The following is a 22,922-nucleotide window of genomic DNA, read 5'->3' on the forward strand; positions in this document are numbered from 1 at the left end:
CTTGGTTTTATCGCTAGAAAAATGTTTCTTTTTATCGATGGGTTGCATGGCCTATGGTTGAGCGGACCTGGACGTCGGTTTCCACCAGCGGCAGGTTCTCAGAGAAGGAGAAACGACTCTCCACATCGCATCGCCTGACATTGGCCAGCAGGTCTGCACAGAAAGAGACGGCCTTGTTCTCAAAGATGAGAATATCGGTGGAGCTGCCCGGACGATACATGCTTTTTGGTGCCCCTTTGTTCACCAGCATGCCCTGGGTTACCGGCTGTGGATTGTTGTAATGAGTGGGACTGTAGCACTGCACAATATCACCTATCATCAGAGCAACTACTTCAATCATTGCTACCAAGCCTATATGCGCGCCTCCTTCGATGTTGGTATCAATAATGGTGACAATCCGTTTGTTCTTGGCGTGGATCGATGCTGTGCTGATGATCGCATTTGGGTTGCAGGAATGATACTGCCCTTCAATCTCATAAATGTCTGCAATCCTGCCGCTTACCGGAAAGTGGTTGTAGTGGTACTTGTCCGGAGTTAAGCGGAAAACAGCAAAATCACCATCGTGAAATTGCTTGTGCCAGGTAGTTTTTTGGCCGAGCAATTCAGGAACAGAGAAAAATTTTTCTTTGATAAAAAGGTTGGGAGTTTCCTTAACTGATCCAATAAGAACCTTGGCATCTGCCGGGGAAACAACTGTCGATGGTGACCCATCCATAGGGCGCGTTTCCCAGTAGCGGATCTGTCTCTCAAAGACCTTTCTCAACGTTGTAAAGTAGTGTGGCTGCTCAACACATTCCTGCCAGTCGACCTGTAGCTTGTTGAGCAATTGTATCCCCGAAGGGGTTCTGTGCTTAGAGAGCAGATCAAAGTGAAGGTAGCCGAGCAGGCCCGACATCCGACGCGAGGTCAGGGCCTTGAACATGCTGGGGGTATGCTCTCGTAACGTATTATAGAGAAAGGAAATGGAATGATCGCCAATCAGTCTTTCGGTGATGACCTCATTGGAGTGCCGACAGATATATTGATGCGGTTTCATTGCTGTTTGTGTTTTTTTTTTATATTATGCTGCTGCTGTTTCCTGTTCCATCATCAAAAGAAAAAGCAGGAGCAGACTGTGGACCTCTTTTTCTGAAGCCTGGCCCTGGATAACTTTTTTGCCTGCACGTGCGATAAACCTGTCTGCTGGACAGGTACCGATTAATCTGTTTTTAAGTTTATCGGTAAGCTCATTGCCGGATTGTTCCAGTATCCTGCTGTGCTGGATAAATGCGTGGAGCCCTTCGCGCATGTTGGAGGAGCAGAGTTCCGTACGATAGTAAGTTTCTGCCGCGTCATTGAACTCCGAGGCATCAATGGCAATGGGTGATCGTTTTTTGCCTTGGCAGCCAAGAATGTTGGCGGTGAGTATTTCAAAAGCAGATGGCTGGCTGCCGTTAATTATGCTTTCAATGGATGCCAGTTCCTCGGCAAAACAGGATTGATTGATTATCTCCCCACCATTTTGTTTGAGAAAGGTGATACAGGCCAGTTGATAGGCCTTAAGTTTGATCCTGATATAGCCTTTGTAGCGCCTGCTGCTTCGTTGTTTCTCCACAAGTGAGAGGATTCTCTTTAAAAACCGGTTGGTTGTGTCTGCCCTGACATAGAACGTCGGAATCCCTATAGCTGTATTGAAAAATATCTGCCGCCGTTCGCTTTCAATAAACGGTGTATCCGGAATATGGTGGTGGGTGACTTTCCCGTCTATTATCCATTGGTAGGCCAGATGCATGATCAGGGCCTGCAGGTTCGCTGATGCTGCCAGGTGGTTATGGAAACTGGGGAAAAGTGAGAAGTGTCTGCCTTCAAATCCGGTAAATCCGTAAGATGTCATGTCGCGCATCCGGTAAGGAAGATACATGGGCATCTGAGGGTTGAAAATACCCATTTCAAAAAGATCTCTTTTTAAGAAATTTTGATTGTGCTCCAAACCGTTGAGGGCCGGATAATCCTCCTGGCTGGGGAGAGCAACCAGATAATCGATCAGCCTGTTGTCAATTATATAGTCACCTCTCAGGCCAAGTGTTTTGCTCAGCAATGTATCCAGCCATTCCGGTCCCATGGGGGTAAATGAATGACCGCAGAAACGGAGTTGGGCCTTTTTCTTCCATCGACGCCAGATCATGCGCAGATGTGTGGCCTCAAGTTGATGGGGCAGAAATCCCAAGACCTTTTCCGGGTGAAAATTATTAAACCCCTGTCGATAGGGGGCAGCTGATAGCGTACCGACAAAAAGCGGTAGAAAATGCTCTGTTATTTTAATGGCGAGATCACCGAAATATTTTTCATACGGCCTGCTGGAACTTGTTTGGTAGTTCTTGAAGCTGTTGGTCAGCGATTTGCTGGCCAGGGTTATATGGGTGCCGTTGTTGGCTAAAGAGGTATTAGAGGTGTTGGGCAGTACCACGAGGTTATTGGTTATTATCCCAGCCTCTTTAAGGACTGCAATGGTGTTGAGCTGGCTGCGGCAGAGTGTCCGGTGACAGAGCTTCATATATGCTTTTTTCTCCTCACCCCGTGCCCAGCCGGATAGGCATGGATTGAGGAAGAGGTCGCAGTAAAGCTGGTCGGAGATCAGGGTGTTGAGCTTTTTTTGCCGTTGAGGAGGGGTGGGCGCAAAATAGAGGTGAATGCGTTGTCCTGATTGGTCGAGCTTGAATTTTTTTTCTGCGTAGCGTATCAGCAGTTGGGTGAAAAAATAGCGTTGACTGCCCTCCGCAGCAAGCCGGCTACCAGGAAATGCATTATTCTGCCCTTGGGCCAGTGCAAAAGAAGTGATTTCTGGTGATATATTGTCGCTGATGAAATGGCGGGACAGACGGTTGGCGATGGTGGAGAAGAGTGGCGCTTGCACTTCTTCCTGGCTGACAGCCTCTATCAGGGACAATTTCAGCAGGTAGCTGACTGGGAGACGCAACCAGCTCCTTCCCTCTTTTATGAAGAGAAAACGGTCAAGGTCGGAGCGTTGAGTATTTTGTTTTCCCTGTTTATCTGCGAGAAAATCATGTTCAAGAACAGTTAAACTGTGTTCGCCCAGGAGGTGTCTGGGGAATCGTACCCAGGAGTTTTCCCAGACCTGAACCTGTTTTTTTTCAACAAAGGCATTGATATCAGCGACTGTCTGCGGGGAAAGGTCTCCACGACCTGCGCGAAGCATCAGGGTTTTGTAATATCCCGACTCCATAAGTGACAAGGCAAGGTCAACATTTTGTTTGTCGCCTTCCACTGCCGCTTGCAATTCATTTTCCATTCCAGCTGTTATATCAGCTGGTGCAAAAGGCTCCGGCAGGGGCTTAAGCACCTGCCGGCGGAATGTTTCCGCACTGTCATGGATGTGCCCGGGCGCGATTGTGGAGTCGGTTAATTGAATAGAGCGGGTCATTTGTCCTAGGTTTCGGTTATGAGGAAGTCAGCTGTCCTCAAACCTACCTGCTGAGTGTTAGTCCTCTGCTACGAAAGTGTAAGTATTGTATTAATGGAAAGGGATGCACTTCAGTGTGTATACTATGTAGAGAATCTCAGTAGTTTTCAGGTACGAATTCTGATGAGGAGTTACATGATGAAAGTCTATTTTCACCCTCGTTTTTATGATGTTTATACCTCTGATCCTGCTGCTGAAGCCGGCAGAATGGAAGCTGTCGTGGAAGAGGTTGAGCCTTATTTTGAGTTGGTTACATGTAGTTATGCAGATGAGGAGGATCTTCTGGCGGTTCATTCGGGCACCCATGTTGAGGAGGTGTCGCGGCTAGGATTGTACGATATAGCAGCTCTGGCAGCTGGGGGAGCGATTCAGGCGGCGGTGTCAGGCATGGCGGAACCCGGTTTTGCCCTTATTCGGCCACCGGGCCATCATGCTTCGGCAGACAGCTATTGGGGATTTTGTTATTTCAATAACATGGCTGTTTCCCTTACTTACCTGCGGGCTAATGGGCTCATAAAAAAGGCCTTTCTCCTTGATTTTGATCTGCATTATGGGGATGGTAATGTCAATATTCTGGGGCAGGAGGACTGGGTGGAGATTTTGAACCCGGAAGCACAGCAGCATGATGCCTATCTTGAGGAGGTGGACAAAGCCTTACAAACGGTTGAGGCTGATGTTATCGCGGTGTCTGCCGGTTTTGATCACCATGTAAACGACTGGGGAGGCCTCCTGTACACAGAGGATTACAGGACCATGGGCAGGTGGGTGCGTCAGGCAGCTGTACGTAACCATGGTGGGTGTTACGGTATCCTTGAGGGGGGATACAATCATAATGTTCTTGGTTCCAATGTCCTGGCCTTTTTGGAAGGAATGAATGGCTAACGGCAGCTGCTGTTATCTCCCTTAGCCCGGATTTCTCATCAGTTCAGGCGGTGCCAGGTTCAAAGTTTTTGGGAGTGAATCATAGTAGACTATCGGAGTCTACGCTTACCTTTTACTGCCAAAATACTGAAGAAGATGGACCCGCATGGACTGACCTTTGGTGAACATTGTGAAAAATAACAACTCCATACAATTGCATTCAACATATTGAAATTTTTTGCAATTAGAAAATCGGCACATTGTTCATGAGAAATTCGGGTTAGCCTTGATGGTGTGGAAATAGCGAAAGCTGGAGCTGTTTGCCTTATTTGTCCGTGAGCAGGGAAAAGAGCAGCTCGTCGTGGGTGAGATGGGTGAGTGCCTTTTTTAGCTCTGGGCATTGCTCTTTTGGAAGCTGCAGAGTGAATTCAGCGTCTGCAGTAAATGTAGTGTTGATAATCTCCGCTTCGAAATCGGGCAGAAGCCGTTGTAAAAGGGTGATGTATGCGTAGTCCAGGATCACTTGGACCTTGACAAAGAAAATCTTGTCATGGACCGGGAGCTCTTGCAGAGCAAGTTTCACCATGCCGGAGTAGGCTCGTACCAGTCCACCGGTACCGAGTTTTATCCCTCCGAAATACCTGGTAACAACACAGGTAAGCTCTCCCACAGGAGAGTGGAGAAGCATGCCCAGCATCGGCTTTCCAGCCGTACCACGCGGTTCGCCGTCATCGCTCATCCCTGCATGGGCGGTATCGGCTGGTGGACCACATTGAAACGCCCAGCAATTGTGATTGGCATCGGGAAATTCCTCTTGTATGCGAGCGATAAAAGCCTTTGCGGCGCAGATATCCGCTGTATGTGCCATGGTGCAGATAAATTTGCTGCGCTTGATGGTGTCTTTCACTCTGTAGAAATTTGTGCTGTTAAGAGCGGGGATGAGATAGCGATTACTCATAATTGTATCATCAGATAAGAGGGTAAGTAACCCGTGCCAAGTTGGGTGGGGCGTGTTGTGTTTGTGCGGAGTACGATTTTACCCGAAATAAGTATATGCCGCAGGTGCTGGTAGATCATAGAAAATATAGTCAATATCAGGTGAGTGGAGTATTGTTTCGGCGGTTCATGGCTCTACTGGTGCCTGTCTTTATCACTGACTATAATATACTATCCAACCATGTGGATCATAGTCGTTTTTGTGTTGCAACCTTTCAGGGGAACGGTATCTTGTACCAATTATTTACCTCCTTAACCAAGAACTAAGTAGGAACAGATTATGACAACAAAAGATTACGCTCGTTATCCTCATCAATATCCCGATGCTTCCGGCCATTTTGGCAGTTACGGTGGATCCTATATCCCGCCGGAATTGCAGGTCGAGATGGATAAAATTACCAAGGCCTACCAGACTATAAGTCAAACCCATCGTTTTATTGAAGAGTTACGTTCTATCCGAAAACATTTTCAGGGACGTCCGACCCCTGTGTTTCATGCAGATCGGCTCTCGGAAATGTGTGGTGGCGCCCAGATTTATCTCAAGCGCGAAGACCTTAACCATACCGGTGCCCATAAACTTAACCACTGCATGGGTGAAGGATTGCTGGCCAAGTTCATGGGCAAAAAGAAATTGATTGCCGAAACCGGTGCCGGTCAGCATGGCGTTGCCCTCGCAACGGCAGCTGCCTACTTCGGTCTTGAGTGCGAGATCCATATGGGGGAGGTTGATATTGTGAAAGAAGCCCCCAATGTCACCAGAATGAAGTTGTTGGGAGCTACGGTCGTGCCGGTTTCTTTTGGGCTGAGAACCCTTAAGGAGGCTGTCGATTCGGCCTTTCAAGCGTACTTGAAAGATCCCGTCAACTCAATCTATTGCATTGGTTCGGTTGTCGGCCCCCATCCTTTTCCAATGATGGTGCGGGATTTCCAGACCATTGTCGGCATTGAATCCAAAGAGCAGTATTTTGATATGACCGGTGGACTTCCGGATGTAGTCTGTGCCTGCGTGGGTGGAGGGAGTAACGCCATTGGTATTTTTTCCGGTTTTATCAATGATCCTGTAAAGCTGGTAGGCGTAGAACCTGGCGGACGTTCCCTTAATCTTGGCGATCATGCCGCTACTGCGGCCTTTGGTAAGCCTGGAATCATTCATGGTTTTAAATGTTACCTGCTTCAGGATCAGGAAGGTGAACCCGCCCCTGTATATTCCATTGCCAGTGGGCTTGATTATCCTGGTGTGGGGCCGGAACACAGTCTGCTCAAAGACGAAGGGCGAATCACTTATGAGGTCGCAGATGATGCGGACACCCTTGATGCCTTTTATCTGCTAAGTCGGGTTGAAGGGATTATACCTGCTCTGGAAAGTGCCCATGCCGTTGCCTACGCCATGAAGCTGGCCAAAGAGATGGAAATCGGCTCCATATTGGTTAATCTCAGCGGCCGTGGCGATAAAGACATGGAATTTGTTACTGAGGAATACGGTTTCAGCATGGATGAGGCGAAAAAGAAGCTTTAGTAGACGCAATTTTGCCCGTATTTCCCTTGGAAAAGGGGATAGAGTTTTAAGAGACCAGCTTCTTGTTCTTACTAAGACGCTGGTCTTTTTTTACCTCTTCGGTCGGTTCAGGATGCTTTTGGTAATGACCAGTTCAGGTGAATTGCGAGCACTCTTAACACAATTACTGCTGATGCTGCAATCAGCAACGAAAGAGTATTGTTTACCTCCAGCAGCCGAAGCAGTACCAGTGAAACCCCGCCAATGATGCAGGCAGATGCATAGATTTCGCGGCGCATGATAAGGGGGATTTCGTTGGAAAGAATATCTCGAAGCACACCGCCGGCAGTACCGGTCATAACGCCCATCAATACTGCGCCCAGGGGACCGGTCTCAAAGCTCAGCGCCTTGCCTGTACCGATAACCACAAAGGTCCCCAGACCGATAGCATCGAGATAGAGGAGTAGAGACTCGAATTTGGGCCAGCGGCGATGGGTAAAGAAAACAAACAGGGCGACCAGGATCGGCAACCATAGGTATATTTCATTGTGCAGACAGAATGGCGGCAGGTCGCCAAGGAGCACATCACGAATGGTACCTCCGCCGATTGCCGTTACCATACCCAGCACCAGGATTCCGAACAGGTCCATCCCGCGTCGCACCCCAGCCAGTGCTCCGGAAGCAGCAAAGGCGATGGTGCCGATTAGATCGAGTGTGTAGAGAATATTCATGGAAGAGATGTTAACTGTCTGTTTGGGTTAAGGCAATAGTGCTTGCCGAAAATCATCTTGTCTGCCGCTGATTCTAGGTGAATAAAGCGGATCGCTTGCAGCGTTTAAAATGATGCTCTTCTACCGGTTATGCTGCTGCATATGCACCACCTGCACCACCACAAATGGTCCATATGAACCATTTGTGCCTTCACATTCTTTGTCTTTTTCCGGACTATTAAGATCGAATTACTAATTATTATGTACAGTTAAATCAGGTTGATCTGCAGTGGCATGCAATATGCTTTCAAAGGTTCCAGATCGTTGGTCAATTACAGTGACGATTATTTTTTGCCACAGTGTACGTACCGTGGTCTAAAAATAGATGTGCGTGCACCCGGCGTTGCCATTACCTTCAGTGTATCTGGCGCAGGGTATGGGGCGTGGGATGCTACATCGACGGCTTGCACACATTACAGCAAAGCTGTGACCGGTGATTTATGAGTCTGTTGATTTATAAAGTAATGGAACTATCATGGTAAAATACATGGTACTCACACCATTCTGCGGGATACGTCCGTTGAGTGAAACCAGCAAAAGTAAACGAGAGGGAACATGGGAACACTTATTGTGATGGCCTATCCAACAAAGCTCTTTGCAAAGGCTGCAGATCATACATACGTTACATGTGGCACCGGCAAAAAAGGCTGGGGATGTTGGGGCGGCAAAAAAGGCGGTAAAGAGTTGCGACGTGGCACAGGCAGCACCAAGAGAGCTGACAAAATCGCTCAGCCAAATGAAAAGGCCGGCATTAAATGTTACCTTGTCAATGGAGTGTGTCATCAAGCGGCTAATCGTATTCTACTCCCGGCGGGTATTACTGTCAGAGGCGCCCGTGGTTACAATGTGTCTGAGGCTCTCTATGGCACATATGGAAGAGTAGGATCTTGGCCCTGCAAATCGCCTTTTAAGAAATATTCAAGCGTGAACGGTGATTTGCCGAAATGCGTACCTGAAGCTGCAGAGGGAGCTGCAGCGGCACCATCAGCACGCGTTCTTTCCACTGGCGATAAACTTGACTGGCAGTACATACAGGGAGTACTCAAGATATACAAGAGTGGGCAGACTATGTTGAAAGCAGAATCCTTGGCAACGGATGAAGTCGAGGACTTCCATCTCAAACTTTTTATGTATATGGCGGAATTCCACCTTGGCGCCATGCTTGACAAAAAGTTGTCAAGCAAGTTGGAAAAAGTACGGTTGAAGACAGAGAAAAAGCGCCTGAAAACTGAAACTGCGTTTGCAAAAGATAAAATGAAGGCCAAGGAGTTTGTGCAGGCGATTAACAAGGCAACCATTGACTTTCAAAATGAGATGGCCAATGTGATGGCGCCTGAGCATTATGAAAGCCTTTTCGAGCTGAAGCCGGGCGATAATGTTGTCTTGGCAGATCCGAGCATCGTTTCCGAGGTCTTTGGCGTTAAATTTAAATCGGACTGATTGCCTCATAGCAATGAACAATGATCTTGGTTACGGCCCATGTCTTTCAGCTGACGAGTATGAGAAGAAGATAATTGCATTGCACAGTGATTTGCCTCCTTCTCCAAGCCGTGAGCAGGAACGTCAAACACGCCGTTTGGAATTGGAGCTTGCAATTGATAGCCGTTTGGGGGTTGATTTTCCACGCTCCAAACGGGACGCGCTTTGGAAAATTCAGCAAAAGGTGGAAAAAAAAAGAGGTCGTTTGCTTTTTAAGTACCTGCTCAGAAAAATTTTCTCTAAGAGTCTGGCCAGGGACGCGCAGTCCCTGGCTGGTTACCTTGTGCAAGAGTACTCCACGGTACTCAACCAGAAAGAGCTGGAGAGCTTTTTTGGACAAGAAGAAGCCCGTAATCCTTCCCTGCCTATAGACATGGAAAACTTGAAGTAGCAAGGGAACTGTCCCGCAGCATCCCACGAAGCCAGTGCTTACCTTCGCACGTGATCAAGCAGGAAGACATAATAGCATTCTCGTTTGGGTGACACATTAGCAAATGGTCACATAACAGGCAGAAGCTTTTGCCTCTCTCGCATGCCCTCAGGCGCATTATCCTTGATTTGCCGGTGTGGATTGATACACTGTGGATGTACATCACAAGAAAGCAGTGTTTCTGCAAAATAGGCTGGTTCAGGCTTGGACCAAGCGCTTTTTTCGCCGAATTTTCCAATTAGAGGATCTGCACCATGCGCACTGACAAGGGAACCTTCGCGTTTTGTCTGGCATTGCTTCAGGAAACAGCGCATGGCTGAGTTCGTGGTAGCCAATGGCTACCTGTTTTTATTTTTGCTGAGTTTTTTAGCGGCAACGGTTGTGCCTGTTGGTTCTGAATGGTTGCTGGTAGCCTTACTTTACTCTTCCCTTGATCCTGCGGGGCTGCTAGCTTCGGCAACAATCGGTAATGTGCTGGGAGCCTGTACCACCTATGCCGTCGGTGTATATGGCGGTCCTTTTTTGGTTGAAAAGGTGTTGAGAATAAACAGCCAAACCAGAGAGAAAGCAGCGATTCAGTATCGAAAATACGGAACGTGGTCGCTGCTGCTGTCCTGGGTGCCGATTATCGGCGACCCCTTATGCCTTGCTGGAGGCATTTTCAAAACACCACTTGCGTGGTTCGTCTCTCTGGTACTGGCCGGTAAGCTGGGCCGCTATGCCTTTATCGAATATATTACCCTGCAGGCTATGGGGTAAGATCGATTGTTGCAGTTTTTTTTTGCTAGCCACCGAGATAAGCTTTTTTCACCTCTGGATTGCCAAGCAGCTTTTCAGCTGTTCCTTCGGCAACTATTTCCCCAGTATCCAATACATACCCACGGTGGGCCAAGTGAAGCGCCAGGTTCGCATTCTGCTCGATGAGGAGAATGGTCATACCTTCTTCGTTGAGCCGTTTGAGAGTACGGAAAAGATCGTATTTGAGCACAGGGGCTAAACCCATGGAGGGTTCATCCAGCAGCAGAAAAGTACAGCCGGTCATAAGAGCCCTGCCAACAGCGAGCATCTGCTGTTCTCCTCCTGACAAGGATTCACTCCGTTGGTCTTTTCTTTCAGCCAGTCTTGGAAAAAGATCAAATATCCGTTGGTACTCTTTGGAAAAATCTATTTTCTGATCGCGGGCATAGGTCGCCAAAACCAGGTTTTCCATGACGGTAAGGTTGCCAAAGATATGGCGTCCTTCAGGCACCAGGGCGAGTTTGAGATCTTTGACCACCGTGGAGGGAGGGGTTTTGAGGATAGAGTTGCCTTCAAAGAGAATGTCACCCGAGACAACGCGCGGCGCTTCAGGGGGTGGTAAGCGGGTGATCGCGTACAGGCTGGTGGTTTTACCCGCACCATTGGCACCTATCAGGGTTACAATCTCACCTGGATTGACATGGAAATTGATACCATGCAGAGCCTGGATATTACCGTATTTGACAACAAGGTTTTCAACAGCGAGCAGCGTCATATGGTATCATCCCCCAGGTATGCTGTAATGACTGCAGGGTGGTTGCGGATTTGTTCCGGTGTACCTTCGGCTATGGTTTGGCCGAAGTCGATAACTTTTATTTCTGAGCAGAGTTCCATGACCACATCCATGTGGTGCTCGATGAGCAGGATGGTCACGTCAAAGGTTTCGTGAATCCAGTGGATAAGCCTGATAAGCTCCTGGGCGTCAACAGAGTTCAACCCGGCAGCCGGTTCATCAAGGAGCAACAGTTGTGGTTTTTCAGAAAGTGCACGTACAATTTCAAGTTTACGCTGCAGGCCGTAGGCCAGATTGGTCGGCAACTCGTCGGCTTGCTTATCCAGTTCAAAAATTTCCAGGAGCTCACGCGCTTCTTTTTCTATTTTTGCTTCGCAATCCACATAACTGCGAGTCCTGAACATGGCTCCAAAAAAGCCATAGTCCAGAGAACCGTGTTGGGCGACCCGTATATTATCGAGTACGGACATCTGGTTCCAGAGCCTGATATTTTGAAAGGTGCGGGCGACGCCAAGTGAGGTTACTTTGTGAGGCTTGAGTCCTGCGGTAGGGGTTCCATTGATGAATATTTCTCCCTCACTGGGCTGATAAAAACCGCTTATCAGATTAAAGACGGTTGTTTTCCCGGCACCGTTAGGGCCGATAAGGCCGGTGAGCTGGTTCCTTCCCAGTGTAACACTGAAGTTGGAGACAGCGACCAAACCGCCAAATCGTTGGGTCATCTTACGGATTTCGAGGACCGGCATCGAAGATGTTGTCTGTGTCTGCATAATCACTTGAACTTATAGAAACGTTTGAGGCGAGGAAAAATATCGCTGAGTTCGCGGTTGCCCATGATACCTTCGGGACGAAACTGCATCAGGACAATCAGCAGCAGGGGAATGACAACCCATTTAATAATCTGCAGAGGACGGAGCAGCTCGAGCAGGACCGTAAACAAAATAGCAGATAAGACAGCTCCGGAAAGCGATCCCATGCCGCCCAGATAAACCATGACCAACGCTTCTGTGGATTTGAGAATATTAAAGCTGCCCGGATTGACATAGCCGATGATGTAGGCGAAAAGCCCACCGGCAATGCCTGCCAGACCGGAAGAAAGCATGAAGGTGATCGTTTTGATTTTATTGGTGTTGACGCTCATGATCTCTGCTGCGACCTCGTCCTGACAGATAGCAGCGACCCCTTTACCAAAAGTGGAGGAGGTATAGCGTCGTAGCGCCCAAACCGTTGCAACGGTAAACACAAAGACCCAGATAACCATCCAGGGGAGGTAGATAATATCCTCCATGGCATTAATTACTTTTTTCATGCCCATGAATCCACGGGAACCGCCGATGACGTTGAGATTCTCAATGGAACTGATGATGATATAATTGGCGGCAATGGTGATGATTGCCAGGTAATCTCCACGTGTTTTGTAGGAGGGAAGGGCGACCAGTAATCCGGCAAAAGCAGCAGCTATCCCCCCGGCAATAATGACCAGCGGAAAAAAATAGATTGCCAGATCCGGATTAAGCAACGGCGGGCCAAATATTTTGTCTTTACTAAAGAGCAGGACACCAAGCAGCGAAGAGACATAGGCACCTACGCACATAAAGCCTGCATGGCCGCAGGAGAATTCCCCCATGTTGCCATTGACCAGGTTCAGGCTGGTGGACATGATGATGTTCACTCCCATGAACATCAATACCGACAGGGTGTAGAGTCCTATCAGCTCTTCATAGGCGAGATAAGTGATGATGCCGCCGAGTGTGACTAAGATGAGCTGGACCGTATATTTACGTAACATTGGCATCTCCCCTAAATTTTAGTGGTTTTGGCGATGCCAAACAATCCGGTCGGTTTGAGAGACAGGATCACCAGCAAGACAGTAAAGGCGATTAGGTCGCGATAGGTTGAAGGGAAAAACGCGACAACCATAATCTCGACTGCTCCCAGTAGAAATCCTCCCAGAAATGCTCCCCGTATATCACCAATTCCTCCAACCACCGCGGCAATGAAGGCTTTCCAGCCAATGAGCGCACCCATGTAGGGTTCCAGTACCGGATAACTCATGGCAAACAGGATACCCGCCAGACCGGCAAAACCAGAGCCGAGAGCAAAGGTGATAACAATGATGGAATCAATGGGGATTCCCATCAGAGGAACGGCAAATTTGTCATAGGAAATGGCTCGCATGGCCATGCCTACCTTAGTTTTGGTCACAATCCAGTGGAGAATGACAAAAGAAAGGATTGCAGTGAAAATAACAGCAACCTTGAGGTTGGTAAAAGTAACCCCGCCGATGGTATACACATGTTCCGTTATCAGAGCTGGAAAGGCCTTTCTGCTTGCACCAAGTAAAGCAAGGTTGGCATGCTCAAGGATAAGACCGCACATAAGCGCGGTAATAACAACATAGAGCCGGTGTGCCCCTTTTCTTCTCAACGGCCGGTAGGCGACCCTTTCGAGGGATACGCCCACTGCTGATGTGAGAATCATGGTCAGTGGTATGGTCAGGGCAAGGGCAATCCATCCCGGAAGCCCTAACATACTCAGGATAAAGGTGGCGACAAAAAAGGCAATGTAGGCACCCACCATAAAAATGTCGCCATGGGCAAAGTTGATAAGGGTCAAAACCCCGTATACCATAGTATAGCCGAGCGCGATCAAGGCATAAAAACTGCCCCACTGTAGCGCATTGATAATATTTTGAATGGTAGTCGCTAGCATGAATCGTCTCTGACTTTCATTTGCTGGTAAAGTATATTGTTGAGGAAAAACGATAAAGAGCAGGCCGAATACATATCGACCTGCTCTTTGGAGTTAAGCTGTGTGCAATTATGGGCAGACAGATTCTGCAAACTCAAACTCACCGCTGTCGCTTATACGAACAACAACTGCACATTTGATGGGGTCGCCCTGTTCGTCGAACTTCATGTTACCGGTGACACCTTCAAATGAAGGAATCTTGGACATGGCATCGCGAATAGCTTTGCGATCTTTGCGAAGTTTGCCGGTTAATCCACCGGTATCCTGGATGGCCTTGATGACAATATTTGTCGCATCCCATGTTAGTGCGGCAACGTCGTCAGGTACATATCCGTATTCAGCTGTATAGCGGTCAATGAATTCCTTGGTAGCTCCTTTGGCCCCGGCAGCTGCATAATGAGTTGAGAAATAGAGACCTTTACAATCGTCGCCGCATAAAGTCATCAGTTCGGAAGAACCCCAGGCGTCTGAGCCCATGAACTGACCTTTGTAACCGAGTTGGTGAGACTGGCGTACAATCAAGGCAACCTGGTTGTAGTTGTCGGGAACAAAGATGAAATCTGGCTTGGCGGAAATAATTTTTGTTAACTGTGCAGAAAAATCTTGATCTTTGGTGCCATGGCTTTCAAAAGCAACCACTGAGCCTTTGCCAAGTTTTTCTTCGAACACATCGCGAAAAATTTCAGCAAGCCCCTTGGAATAATCGTTTGACAGGTCGTAGAGAACAGCTGCTGTTTTAGCACCAAAGGTTTTTACGGCAAAGTTAACTGCCACAGGGCCCTGGAAGGGGTCAAGAAAGGCGGCTCTGAAAACCCAGGGCCGATCTTTAGTGGTATCAGGATTGGTGGACCAGGGGGTAACCATAACGGTTCTGTTATCGTCAGCTACCTGTCCGGCAGGAACTGCCTGCTTACTGGAGTTCGGGCCGATCATGGCCAGGATCTCGTCCTTTTCAATGAGTTTCAATGCGGTGGTGACAGCAGATTCGGCTTTGGCCTCATTGTCTTCATAGACAAATTCAAGCATATATTTTTTGCCGCCTACTTCCAGGCCGCCGGCACCGTTAATATCCGCTTTAAGCATCTCGGCAGAGAATTTAGAGGATTCTCCAACTTTCGGAATATCTCCGGTCATTGGAATATTGTACCCAATTTTGATGGTGTCCGCGGCCAGTACCGACCCCGCAAAAAGCAGGGCGGAGCAGGAAAATAACGCTGTTGCAATTGTTTTCTTCAATTTAACGCCTCCATTTAATGAAAAGGATGTAGTGAGAACCCACCTCAATAAAACGGTAAAGACTACTAAATATTTCAATTTATACAAAACAGAATCTTTAGTGTTTGCAATTTTTTCTCACTTTTTTTTTACATATATGTGTGACATCGGTGAACAAGGAAGAAGAACCGGTAAGAATGACTTGCATTTTTTACTCATCTTCACCGGAAGGAACAGGCTGTGGTTGTTTTCACGGGAGGCGTGCAATATTGTACTGTTAAGAGGGACATTCCTGGCTGTTTTTGGATTGCCGCTTCGTGGAATTTTTATGGCGCGCGGCGATATACTCGCTGTATGCTTTCATTGCATAGAGAAAAATTCCGAAACCTTATGACGCGTGCTGCGCCAGGACTTTTCCTTATTGTGCCTAATGAACCCCTTATGAGCCTTGGGGTGACACAATGCACGTCAAACAATGTAGGCCGGTATCTTTAACCCGCATTAGCCCTTTGGTGAACATTGTGAGAAATACCAAATTTATTTGAATTTACATAACATACAGAAATTATGTGTAATTTGTTAAGTTGACATAATGTTCATGAGAAATTCGGGTTAGGCGGCGAATGTTTTTTATGTGGAGGTCAATAATGAAAGGGTTGTTTGCGGTGGTCATGTGGCTGGTCATTGCGGTACTTGGCGAGGGTACCTCTTTGGCTGCACCGAACCCAACGGTCGGCAATGGGACTGCCGATGAATTACGCAGTTCCGTCCTTTCCTTAGATAAAGTCATTCGCAATACCATAAAGACCATCAGCGCCCATTCAGCAACATCCCTTTTAACTCCCCAAGAAACAAAAGAGTTGAAAGAATTCGCCCTCTATTTGCAAACCAGGGTGGTAATTTACTGTGAGCAACTGGCATCTCAGTTTCCAGAACAGAGTATGCATGGCCTTCCATGTCCTTCTTTTCAAATGCCTCTTGGGTCCAACCTTACTTTGCCCCCGCCTGCGGCAACCGACGAGGAGGAGCTTGATAATCTGGAACAGCAATTGGCCGAATCGATGGGGGCATTTGATGAGATGTTGTTGGCCGAAGAGACACGTATTGCCGGTCACAGGTCAAAGGTATCAGGATGGGACATTCCGGACACGGGTGGACATGGTCAGCTTCAGGGCAGTGTCCAGCAGGAAAAGCAAGCAGGAGGGAGTGATGGCGATCGATCCGGACACAGCGGGACATTGGAGGCCGCCAGTGGACAGGACGATACCAGTGTGGGGGCGGGGAGTGGTCAGGGACAGCCCCCGTCTGTCTCACATGACGGTACTCAGGGAAAGTTGGTGATTGATGATGATATTGTTGCCAGACAGCTGAGGGAGGCTGCCGAAAAGGAACAAGATCCACAGCTTAAGGAAAAGCTGTGGCAGGAGTACTGGAAGTATAAGGGGAAAAAGATGTAACGCCTGCAGTGCTCTGATTTTTCATAAAACATTCCGGAATACCCATAAGAAAGTAGGTGGAGTTGAACAAGGTGACATTGTGTCCATAACCCCGATTTCTCATTCCGGAACAGGATTTGGGGTGGAGACGCTTGGGGGAGTTGCTGTGGTAAAGTGGAAAGGGGTAGTAGCCTATACGCTGATTGTGGTGATGATAACTGGTGGGTGTGCATCGATTCCAGGAAATCAGGTTGCCGATCAGGTGCGACCGATGACAGTGGACGGTGAGATAGAAGAAGAAAAGCTGCTCAACGTTTCCATCCAGGTTTTTGATCCTGGGGTGATTCCGGAAGATGCAGAGGAAAGTCAGGGGCTATCGCAGGGCATAAGAGATGCGGAGGCTCGATTTATACCTGTTCATCTTAAATATTCATTGCAACGAACAGGCTATTGGGGAGCTGTTCGTGTTGTCCCCGGCGATGAAAATGGCGCAGAAGTGTTGGTAAAAGGAAAGATTGAGTATTCAGATGGCGAAAGCGTTGCCATTAGTGTGGATGTCGTTGATGCGACCGGACGTTTGTGGTTTAAAAAAGTATATGCTGAAACGGCAAAAAAGCATGAGCATGAGCGGATAGAACCTGAAAAGCATGATACCTTTCAGGATCTTTTCAACACCATAGCTAATGATTTGGCAATGTATCGGCAACAGTTATCGCCTCAAGATGTGAGCACAATACGACAGGTAGCTACCCTGCGTTTTGCCGCAGCCATGGCTCCGGAAACCTTTGCTGAGTATCTTGCAGAAGATGATAGCGGCCAATTTACTATAATGCATCTGCCCGCTGCGGATGATGCGATGTTTGCCCGCATTCAGGCGCTACGTTCCAGGGATGATATGCTTGTGGACGTTATCAATGGCTATTATGATAACTACTATCTCGACCTCTGGGCTCCATACAGTCAATGGCGGCGATATAGGAGTGAGGAAGTGGCAGCAATGCGAGAACTGGAAAGAGACGCACTTACCCGCCAGGTTTTAGGTATTGCCGCAATTGTCGGCGCTATTGCTATTGGAGCGGCTGCCGACCAGGAGACGCGGTCACGGACCGGCACCTTGAGAGACGTAATGGTGCTTGGGGGAGCAGGCGCAGTATACAGTGGCTATCAGAAGCGACAGGAGAGTGAAATTAATCGGGATGCGATACAGGAGCTTGGAGAGTCTTTTCATGCAGAGGCAGAACCGCTGACAATTGAAGTCCAAGGTGAGACGCTGCGTCTGCAAGGTTCTGCCGAGGAGCAGTACACGCGCTGGCGACAGTTGCTCAGGGAAATATATCTTAAGGAAACGGGATTTCCGCCACCGGAAGTCGGCGGGCAGGCAGAAGAAAAAGGGCAATGAGCAAAAGTTGGAAAGTCCTAATCGTCTGCTCTTGGTTATTTTCGTAAGCCCGAAGGGGAACTTTTTGATTGAAAACAAAAAAACAGACTGTCAATTGTACAATTGCTCTTTTGCTAATCAATATCAATTGGCTGAGTTTAACAAAAAAAAGTTCATGACAAATTCGGGCTGATAAACGAGAAAGCTTGTGGAGGAGAAGCCTGTGAAATTGCAACCGCCGGATACGTCACCGGAACAAAGCTCAGCATCTCCTCTGCGCAGTGTGTTGGTGTTGTTTGCTGTTTTCATAGTGATTAATGGGACCCTGCTGTTTTTCTGGTTGTCACATATGCAACCGGAAGATGACCTCACTCCTTCTAGCCGCAATAATACCAAGGAAGTCGAGCAGGTTGACGGCCGAGAAAAGATATTAATTGCCGAAACCGTACCACCGGCAGAGGACGTGGCAAAAAGATCTGTAGCCGAAAATACCTTGCAGGCATGGTTGCATATGCAGGCCAAGGGGAAGTCCATGTCGGTTGAGGTGTGGGCGGATAAAGAATATACGTTCGTCCTCGAGGCGGCTACTAAAGGGGAAATGGATCTCGCGGAAAAGAGATTCCCGGAGGCGGCTTTGGCGTACGAGAAGGCAACCTCCTTGTTGGTCGAGATTTTGGATGGCAAGCAACTGAAAGTGGAGCAGCTTCTCCTGGAAGGGGAGGGGTTGCTCCAAGAAGGAAAAGGAAAGGACGCTAAAGATGCTTTTAGCAGGGTGCTTGCGGCTGCTCCAGGAAACAAGAAGGCGTTAGAGGGGGTAGAGCGTGCAGCAGTGGCTGAGACGGTTGTGGATTTGGTACGTCAGGCAGAACTGCTCTTTTTGGAAAAAGCGTGGGTTGAGGCCAAGGGAAAGTTTCGGCAGGCCGTTGCTCTTGATTCCCACAATATACAAGCACAATCCGGGTTGGTAAACGTTGACAGAGTTATTGAGGAGCAGTCCCTGCAGGAAGCAATGGGTGATTTTTTCGGTGCTCTTGGCAACCACGATTACGGCAAGGCCGAGAAGGCGCTTGCAGCGGCGAGGAAGGTCAAGCCGGGAAGTGAGGCTGTGCAAAATGCGGGACTACAACTTGCAAGAGCGCAAAAAGCTGCCCGGATACAACGATTAGAGCAACGGCTGCAAAGTGCAATGGCACAAGAGCAATGGCAGCAGGCGTCGGAGCTCATCCAAAAAATACTTTCCGCAGACAAGCGGGCCGGTATTGCCGTGCAACACCAGGACAAGGTGGAAAGGCGTAAACAACTTGATCAGCGACTGGAAAAAATACTTTCCATGCCGCTCCGTCTGCAAGATGATAAAGCTTTTGCCGAGGCCGTATCCCTGCTCAACTATGCACAGACTATTGAGGATCCAGGACCTCGCCTTACCGGGCAGCAGCAAGCGCTGGATTCGTTGATGATACGCATGCGGCAGCGGGTAAGGGTGCACTTGGTGTCAGATAATTTGTCTGATATCATTGTCTATAAAGTGGGCAATCTGGGAAGGTTTAGGGAAAAAGAACTGCAACTGTATCCTGGGACCTATACGGTTGTCGGCAGGAGGGCCGGCTATAGGGATGTGCGTAAGCAGTTGTCTGTTCCCGTCCAGGACTCTTCTTTGCCAGTGCTGGCCATTCGTTGCGAGGAGCCGATTTGAGCAGATTATTTGAGGTGTTCCATGGGGGGGAAGTGTCCAGGTACCATGAAAATGACCTGCCCTTGTGGATTGGATCCGGCAGTGATGACCATTTGCAACTGGATGGCGTTACCGAAGAGGTCGGTTGCCTTGGGCTTGCAGACGGACACCTGTTTTTTCAACCCTCTTTAACCGGTACAGTCTGTTTGCATAACGGTGCCCATATTACGCAATCTGTCTGGGTGAAAGGGAGCGATCAGATTCGAATCGGGGAGCACCTTCTCGAGTTCCATGTCCAGCGTGACCTGGTGGAAATAGATGTACTGCCACTTGGCCTGCAGAGCAGGCATACTGCCGGCAAAAGCCAGGAAAGAAAAGAAAATCAGGGCGGATTGCCAAGAATGTCACCCCCGCTTAAGCGGCGGAGGGGGAGTAGGCTACTTGTTGGTACCGGTTTGTTTCTCGCTGTTGTGCTTACGGCGATAACGCTGTTTCTTGTAAGGGGGAATGTCTTTACCCTTGACATAGAGCCAGTACCGGAAACCGTAAAGGTGTCAGGGGTACCGCCGGTTGTTCACCTGCAGGGACGGTATTTTGCGTGGCCCGGGCAATATGCGCTTACTGCTTCTTTGGAAGGGTATGCAGATCTACATCAAGAAATAACCATTGCCGCCGGTTCTCAGGCCTCATTTCAATTTACCCTTGAAAAACTTCCCGGCAGTATCAATGTGGAAACTGTCCCCTTTGAAGGGGTGCAGATTACCATCGATGGCAAGTATGTCGGAACCGGACCGCTTCAAGCCTTTAGCATAGGAGCAGGAAAACATACCATTAACTTACACAAGCAAAGGTATCAGGAGTTAGTGGAGAGTATAGATGTTGAGGGTATGGGGCGGATGCAAACGTTTCGTTTTCAGCTGCAACCGGGATGGGGGACGGTGGAGGTTATAACCATTCCGGAGTCGGTCGAGGTGAAGAACGGAACAACACTATTAGGTTCCACACCTGGCGCTGTAGATGTTCCAGCGGGAGAACATACATTGACCTTTGCTCAATCCGGTTACCTGCCCTTGCAGCGGCAAGTAACGGTATCCGGTGGAGAAATAACCATTTTGGAGCCGGTTATCCTCCAGCATGAACCCGCTGTGATTGATTTGAGTTCTTCGCCCTCTGGTTCTTCGGTGACAGTGGACGGGGTTTATCGGGGGCAAACACCGCTGCAAGTGGAAGTAGCTGCAGGAACGGAGCACACTTTTGTGCTCATCTTTCCCGGGTATAAGCAGGCCAAGTATCAGCTGGTTTTGGAAGCTGGTGAAGAAAAGCAACTCCACGTGCCCTTGGAAGCGGAAACAGGGGTTGTTTTTGTGGAGGTGGTCCCGGCAGATGCCCGTTTGTCCATCAATGGTGGAGTGGCCGGGGCAAAAAGTGTGGGCAGGTTTGTCCTGCCGGCAGAAAAACAACACCGTTTTGTCTTTACCCGCAAGGGATACCAGGACAAACAGGTAAAGGTGATACCTCGTAGTTCGTACAGTCAACAGATCCGGGTTACCATGGAACCTCTTGCATCGTTGCAGAGCGGCAAACCGGTTGCTCGAAAAAAGGCTGGCCTCAAGCCGCTTTTCCAGGCCCCTGTTGAGTTTCAGATGGGTGCTTCCCGGAGGGAACCGGGAAGAAGGGCCAATGAGCAGCTGAGAAAAGTCCGCCTTGTCCGACCTGTGTATGTGGGAGCTCGTGAGGTGACCAACGGTGAGTATCGACGGTTTCGGCCACAGCATCGATCCGGTGCCTTTGCCCGTTATTCGCTGGATAAAGATAATCAGCCAGTGGTCAATGTGTCTTGGGAGGAAGCGGCACTATACTGTAACTGGCTCAGCAGGCAGGAAGGGATAAAACCTTTTTATGTGCAAAAAAATGGGCGACTGGTAGCTGATAACGGTACCGGGTACAGGCTACCCTCTGAGGCTGAGTGGGCTTATGGGGCTCGTCTCTCGGGTAGGCGGCAGCTGGATCGCTATCCATGGAACGGTTCGTTTCCACCTCAGGTGGTGGTTGGGAATTTTGCCGATAAGAGCATGCTTGGGGTGCTTAATTTCACTCTTGCCGATTATGATGATGGCCATCCGGTTACTGCGCCGGTGGGTTCATTTAAGGCTGATTCAGGGGGCTTCTTTGATTTTGGCGGGAACGTAGCTGAATGGTGTCATGATTTTTATAGCGCTGTCAGCGGTTCCCTGCAAACGGTTGAACAAGACCCCATGGGACCGGTCAGGGGAACCCACCGAGTGGTCAGAGGGTCGAGTTGGCGTGACGGTTCGGTGGTGGAACTTCGGTTCAGCTATCGCTCCTATGGGAAAGGAAAAGAGGATGACATCGGATTCCGGGTGGCGAGGTATCTTCAATGAAAGGGACGACTGGTTTTCTGCTGGTGGGAGCGTTCACCCTGATGGCTGTTTTCACTTCGGTGGCTGCTGTTGAGCAGGAACAGGCAAAGGCGGAACAAGGCCAAAATAAAGAGAAGGGAAAACCGCCTGCCCCGCCTCAGAAAGATGGGTATACCGTTTTTGTACCAACTCAAAGAGTCGATGCAGACACTGTGATCGACCTTCCTGCAGATATTTAACCACCAGTGTGAACAGGATGCCGAAAAAAATCCCTTTTGAATTTTTCTATCAGATTTTTTCCCTGCTAACGGCTTTTATTCTTGTCCATGGGGCTTTTGTGACCGTTATCAGGCCGGAGGCAGAACTCTTTCAAATCAAGGAACAGCAGCAGCTGGCTGTTGATCCTGATTATGTGCAGCAACGTAATTTTTATGTAGTGCTCAAAGATTACGAGCAGGAAGCCTGCCTGGTCCTTATGCTGTGGGCAATGGCCATTTTAGGGTTTAAAGGTGTCAGTACCTGGCAGCAGCGGCGACAGCTTGACGTGGATTTACTCCAGCTGCCGGAAACACTGCCGCTGGGGCCGGAGGATGCCACCGCTGTAAAGCATCGTATTCAGGAACTTTCCGGCAAGAAGGAGACCTATCTGCTTTCTCGGGCCCTTGATGCTGCAATCAGGCGTTTTGGCGCCACGCATAATGTGCAGGATGCAGCAACAGCCCTGCGTGATGTCTGTACCTCGGAAGGGGAGCGTTTAGAGGCGGAACTTTCCACCATACGCTATATTGCCTGGGCCATACCGTCGGTGGGATTTATCGGCACTGTTCGTGGGATCGGCGCTGCCTTGTCTCTTGCCAACAAAGCGGTTGAAGGCGATATTACCGGGGTTACCCAAAATCTCGGAGTTGCCTTTAACTCTACCTTTATTGCCCTGGTAATCTCCATTGTCTTAATGTTTTTTATTCATCAATTGCAGTTGCTCCAGGATCGACTGGTGCTGGATACTGAGAGTTATTGCGACCGTAACTTAATAGCACGGCTACGGGCGCATCCTTTTCGGCCGTAAT

20 protein-coding genes are annotated in these 22,922 nt (G+C 48.8%); 11 read left to right on the forward strand and 9 right to left on the reverse strand.

Annotation, left to right across the window (positions count from 1 at the left end; genetic code table 11):
* Positions 1-31: 31 nt before the first annotated feature.
* Positions 32-1,036 carry a phosphatidylserine decarboxylase gene (locus tag ACHZCY_RS13695; RefSeq protein ID WP_319549286.1) on the reverse strand — a complete coding sequence of 335 codons (1,005 nt, stop codon included), beginning with the start codon at positions 1,034-1,036 and terminating at the stop codon, positions 32-34.
* 24 nt (positions 1,037-1,060) lie between these two features.
* Positions 1,061-3,421: a hypothetical protein gene (locus tag ACHZCY_RS13700; protein WP_319549287.1), complete on the reverse strand. Its 2,361-nt coding sequence runs from the start codon at positions 3,419-3,421 to the stop codon at positions 1,061-1,063.
* Positions 3,422-3,595: 174 nt separating this feature from the next.
* Here ACHZCY_RS13700 and ACHZCY_RS13705 point away from each other — a divergent pair, with 174 nt between their 5' ends.
* Positions 3,596-4,342, forward strand: coding sequence for an arginase family protein (locus tag ACHZCY_RS13705; RefSeq protein WP_232371200.1), 747 nt, complete (start codon positions 3,596-3,598; stop codon positions 4,340-4,342).
* A 304-nt stretch (positions 4,343-4,646) separates the two neighbouring features.
* On the opposite strand, the gene ACHZCY_RS13710 is transcribed toward ACHZCY_RS13705, so the two are convergent.
* On the reverse strand, positions 4,647-5,279 hold the full coding sequence (locus ACHZCY_RS13710) for a YigZ family protein (RefSeq protein ID WP_319549288.1): 633 nt from the start codon (positions 5,277-5,279) through the stop codon (positions 4,647-4,649).
* A gap of 318 nt (positions 5,280-5,597) precedes the next feature.
* Between ACHZCY_RS13710 and trpB the strand changes: the two genes are divergently transcribed.
* Entirely contained in the window at positions 5,598-6,833 is a 1,236-nt protein-coding gene (gene trpB, locus ACHZCY_RS13715; RefSeq protein WP_205224274.1) for a tryptophan synthase subunit beta, read from the forward strand.
* Positions 6,834-6,940: 107 nt separating this feature from the next.
* Here the strand turns inward: trpB and ACHZCY_RS13720 are convergent, their stop codons facing one another.
* Complete coding sequence (locus ACHZCY_RS13720) at positions 6,941-7,543, reverse strand: trimeric intracellular cation channel family protein (RefSeq protein ID WP_205224273.1); 603 nt, start codon at positions 7,541-7,543, stop codon at positions 6,941-6,943.
* A 594-nt stretch (positions 7,544-8,137) separates the two neighbouring features.
* Between ACHZCY_RS13720 and ACHZCY_RS13725 the strand changes: the two genes are divergently transcribed.
* The 3 genes from ACHZCY_RS13725 to ACHZCY_RS13735 all read left to right on the forward strand — a co-directional run bounded on the left by ACHZCY_RS13725 (position 8,138) and on the right by ACHZCY_RS13735 (position 10,250).
* Entirely contained in the window at positions 8,138-9,022 is an 885-nt protein-coding gene (locus ACHZCY_RS13725) for a hypothetical protein (RefSeq protein ID WP_319549289.1), read from the forward strand.
* Positions 9,023-9,035: 13 nt separating this feature from the next.
* Positions 9,036-9,452, forward strand: coding sequence for a hypothetical protein (locus ACHZCY_RS13730; RefSeq protein ID WP_319549290.1), 417 nt, complete (start codon positions 9,036-9,038; stop codon positions 9,450-9,452).
* Between the two features lie 351 nt (positions 9,453-9,803).
* Positions 9,804-10,250, forward strand: a complete 447-nt coding sequence (locus ACHZCY_RS13735; RefSeq protein ID WP_319549291.1) for a YqaA family protein — start codon at positions 9,804-9,806, stop codon at positions 10,248-10,250.
* A gap of 25 nt (positions 10,251-10,275) precedes the next feature.
* Here ACHZCY_RS13735 and ACHZCY_RS13740 read toward each other — a convergent pair whose 3' ends face one another.
* The 5 genes from ACHZCY_RS13740 to ACHZCY_RS13760 all read right to left on the reverse strand — a co-directional run bounded on the left by ACHZCY_RS13740 (position 10,276) and on the right by ACHZCY_RS13760 (position 15,009).
* Entirely contained in the window at positions 10,276-11,004 is a 729-nt protein-coding gene (locus ACHZCY_RS13740) for an ABC transporter ATP-binding protein (RefSeq protein WP_232371199.1), read from the reverse strand.
* Positions 11,001-11,768, reverse strand: a complete 768-nt coding sequence (locus ACHZCY_RS13745) for an ABC transporter ATP-binding protein (protein WP_205224287.1) — start codon at positions 11,766-11,768, stop codon at positions 11,001-11,003. The genes ACHZCY_RS13740 and ACHZCY_RS13745 overlap by 4 nt, the downstream gene beginning before the upstream one ends.
* A 26-nt stretch (positions 11,769-11,794) precedes the next feature.
* Complete coding sequence (locus ACHZCY_RS13750; RefSeq protein ID WP_319549292.1) at positions 11,795-12,811, reverse strand: branched-chain amino acid ABC transporter permease; 1,017 nt, start codon at positions 12,809-12,811, stop codon at positions 11,795-11,797.
* Positions 12,812-12,822: 11 nt separating this feature from the next.
* Positions 12,823-13,734: a branched-chain amino acid ABC transporter permease gene (locus ACHZCY_RS13755; protein WP_205224268.1), complete on the reverse strand. Its 912-nt coding sequence runs from the start codon at positions 13,732-13,734 to the stop codon at positions 12,823-12,825.
* A gap of 108 nt (positions 13,735-13,842) precedes the next feature.
* Positions 13,843-15,009 (reverse strand): ABC transporter substrate-binding protein, encoded by a 1,167-nt coding sequence (locus ACHZCY_RS13760; RefSeq protein WP_319549293.1) that lies wholly within the window; start codon positions 15,007-15,009, stop codon positions 13,843-13,845.
* A gap of 626 nt (positions 15,010-15,635) precedes the next feature.
* Here ACHZCY_RS13760 and ACHZCY_RS13765 point away from each other — a divergent pair.
* The 6 genes from ACHZCY_RS13765 to ACHZCY_RS13790 all read left to right on the forward strand — a co-directional run bounded on the left by ACHZCY_RS13765 (position 15,636) and on the right by ACHZCY_RS13790 (position 22,921).
* Complete coding sequence (locus ACHZCY_RS13765) at positions 15,636-16,445, forward strand: hypothetical protein (protein WP_319549294.1); 810 nt, start codon at positions 15,636-15,638, stop codon at positions 16,443-16,445.
* 79 nt (positions 16,446-16,524) lie between these two features.
* Positions 16,525-17,823 (forward strand): hypothetical protein, encoded by a 1,299-nt coding sequence (locus ACHZCY_RS13770; RefSeq protein WP_205224266.1) that lies wholly within the window; start codon positions 16,525-16,527, stop codon positions 17,821-17,823.
* 202 nt (positions 17,824-18,025) lie between these two features.
* On the forward strand, positions 18,026-19,495 hold the full coding sequence (locus ACHZCY_RS13775; RefSeq protein ID WP_319549295.1) for a hypothetical protein: 1,470 nt from the start codon (positions 18,026-18,028) through the stop codon (positions 19,493-19,495).
* Complete coding sequence (locus ACHZCY_RS13780; protein ID WP_319549296.1) at positions 19,492-21,876, forward strand: SUMF1/EgtB/PvdO family nonheme iron enzyme; 2,385 nt, start codon at positions 19,492-19,494, stop codon at positions 21,874-21,876. The genes ACHZCY_RS13775 and ACHZCY_RS13780 overlap by 4 nt, the downstream gene beginning before the upstream one ends.
* Positions 21,873-22,094, forward strand: coding sequence for a hypothetical protein (locus ACHZCY_RS13785; protein ID WP_319549297.1), 222 nt, complete (start codon positions 21,873-21,875; stop codon positions 22,092-22,094). Before ACHZCY_RS13780 ends, ACHZCY_RS13785 begins: the two co-directional genes overlap by 4 nt.
* A 17-nt stretch (positions 22,095-22,111) precedes the next feature.
* A complete protein-coding gene (locus tag ACHZCY_RS13790; RefSeq protein ID WP_319549298.1) occupies positions 22,112-22,921 on the forward strand; it encodes a MotA/TolQ/ExbB proton channel family protein in 810 nt (269 codons plus the stop codon).
* Position 22,922: the final 1 nt, after the last annotated feature.

This window comes from Desulfogranum marinum (genome assembly GCF_963675105.2).
Classification (GTDB): Bacteria; Desulfobacterota; Desulfobulbia; order Desulfobulbales; family Desulfobulbaceae; genus Desulfogranum; species Desulfogranum marinum.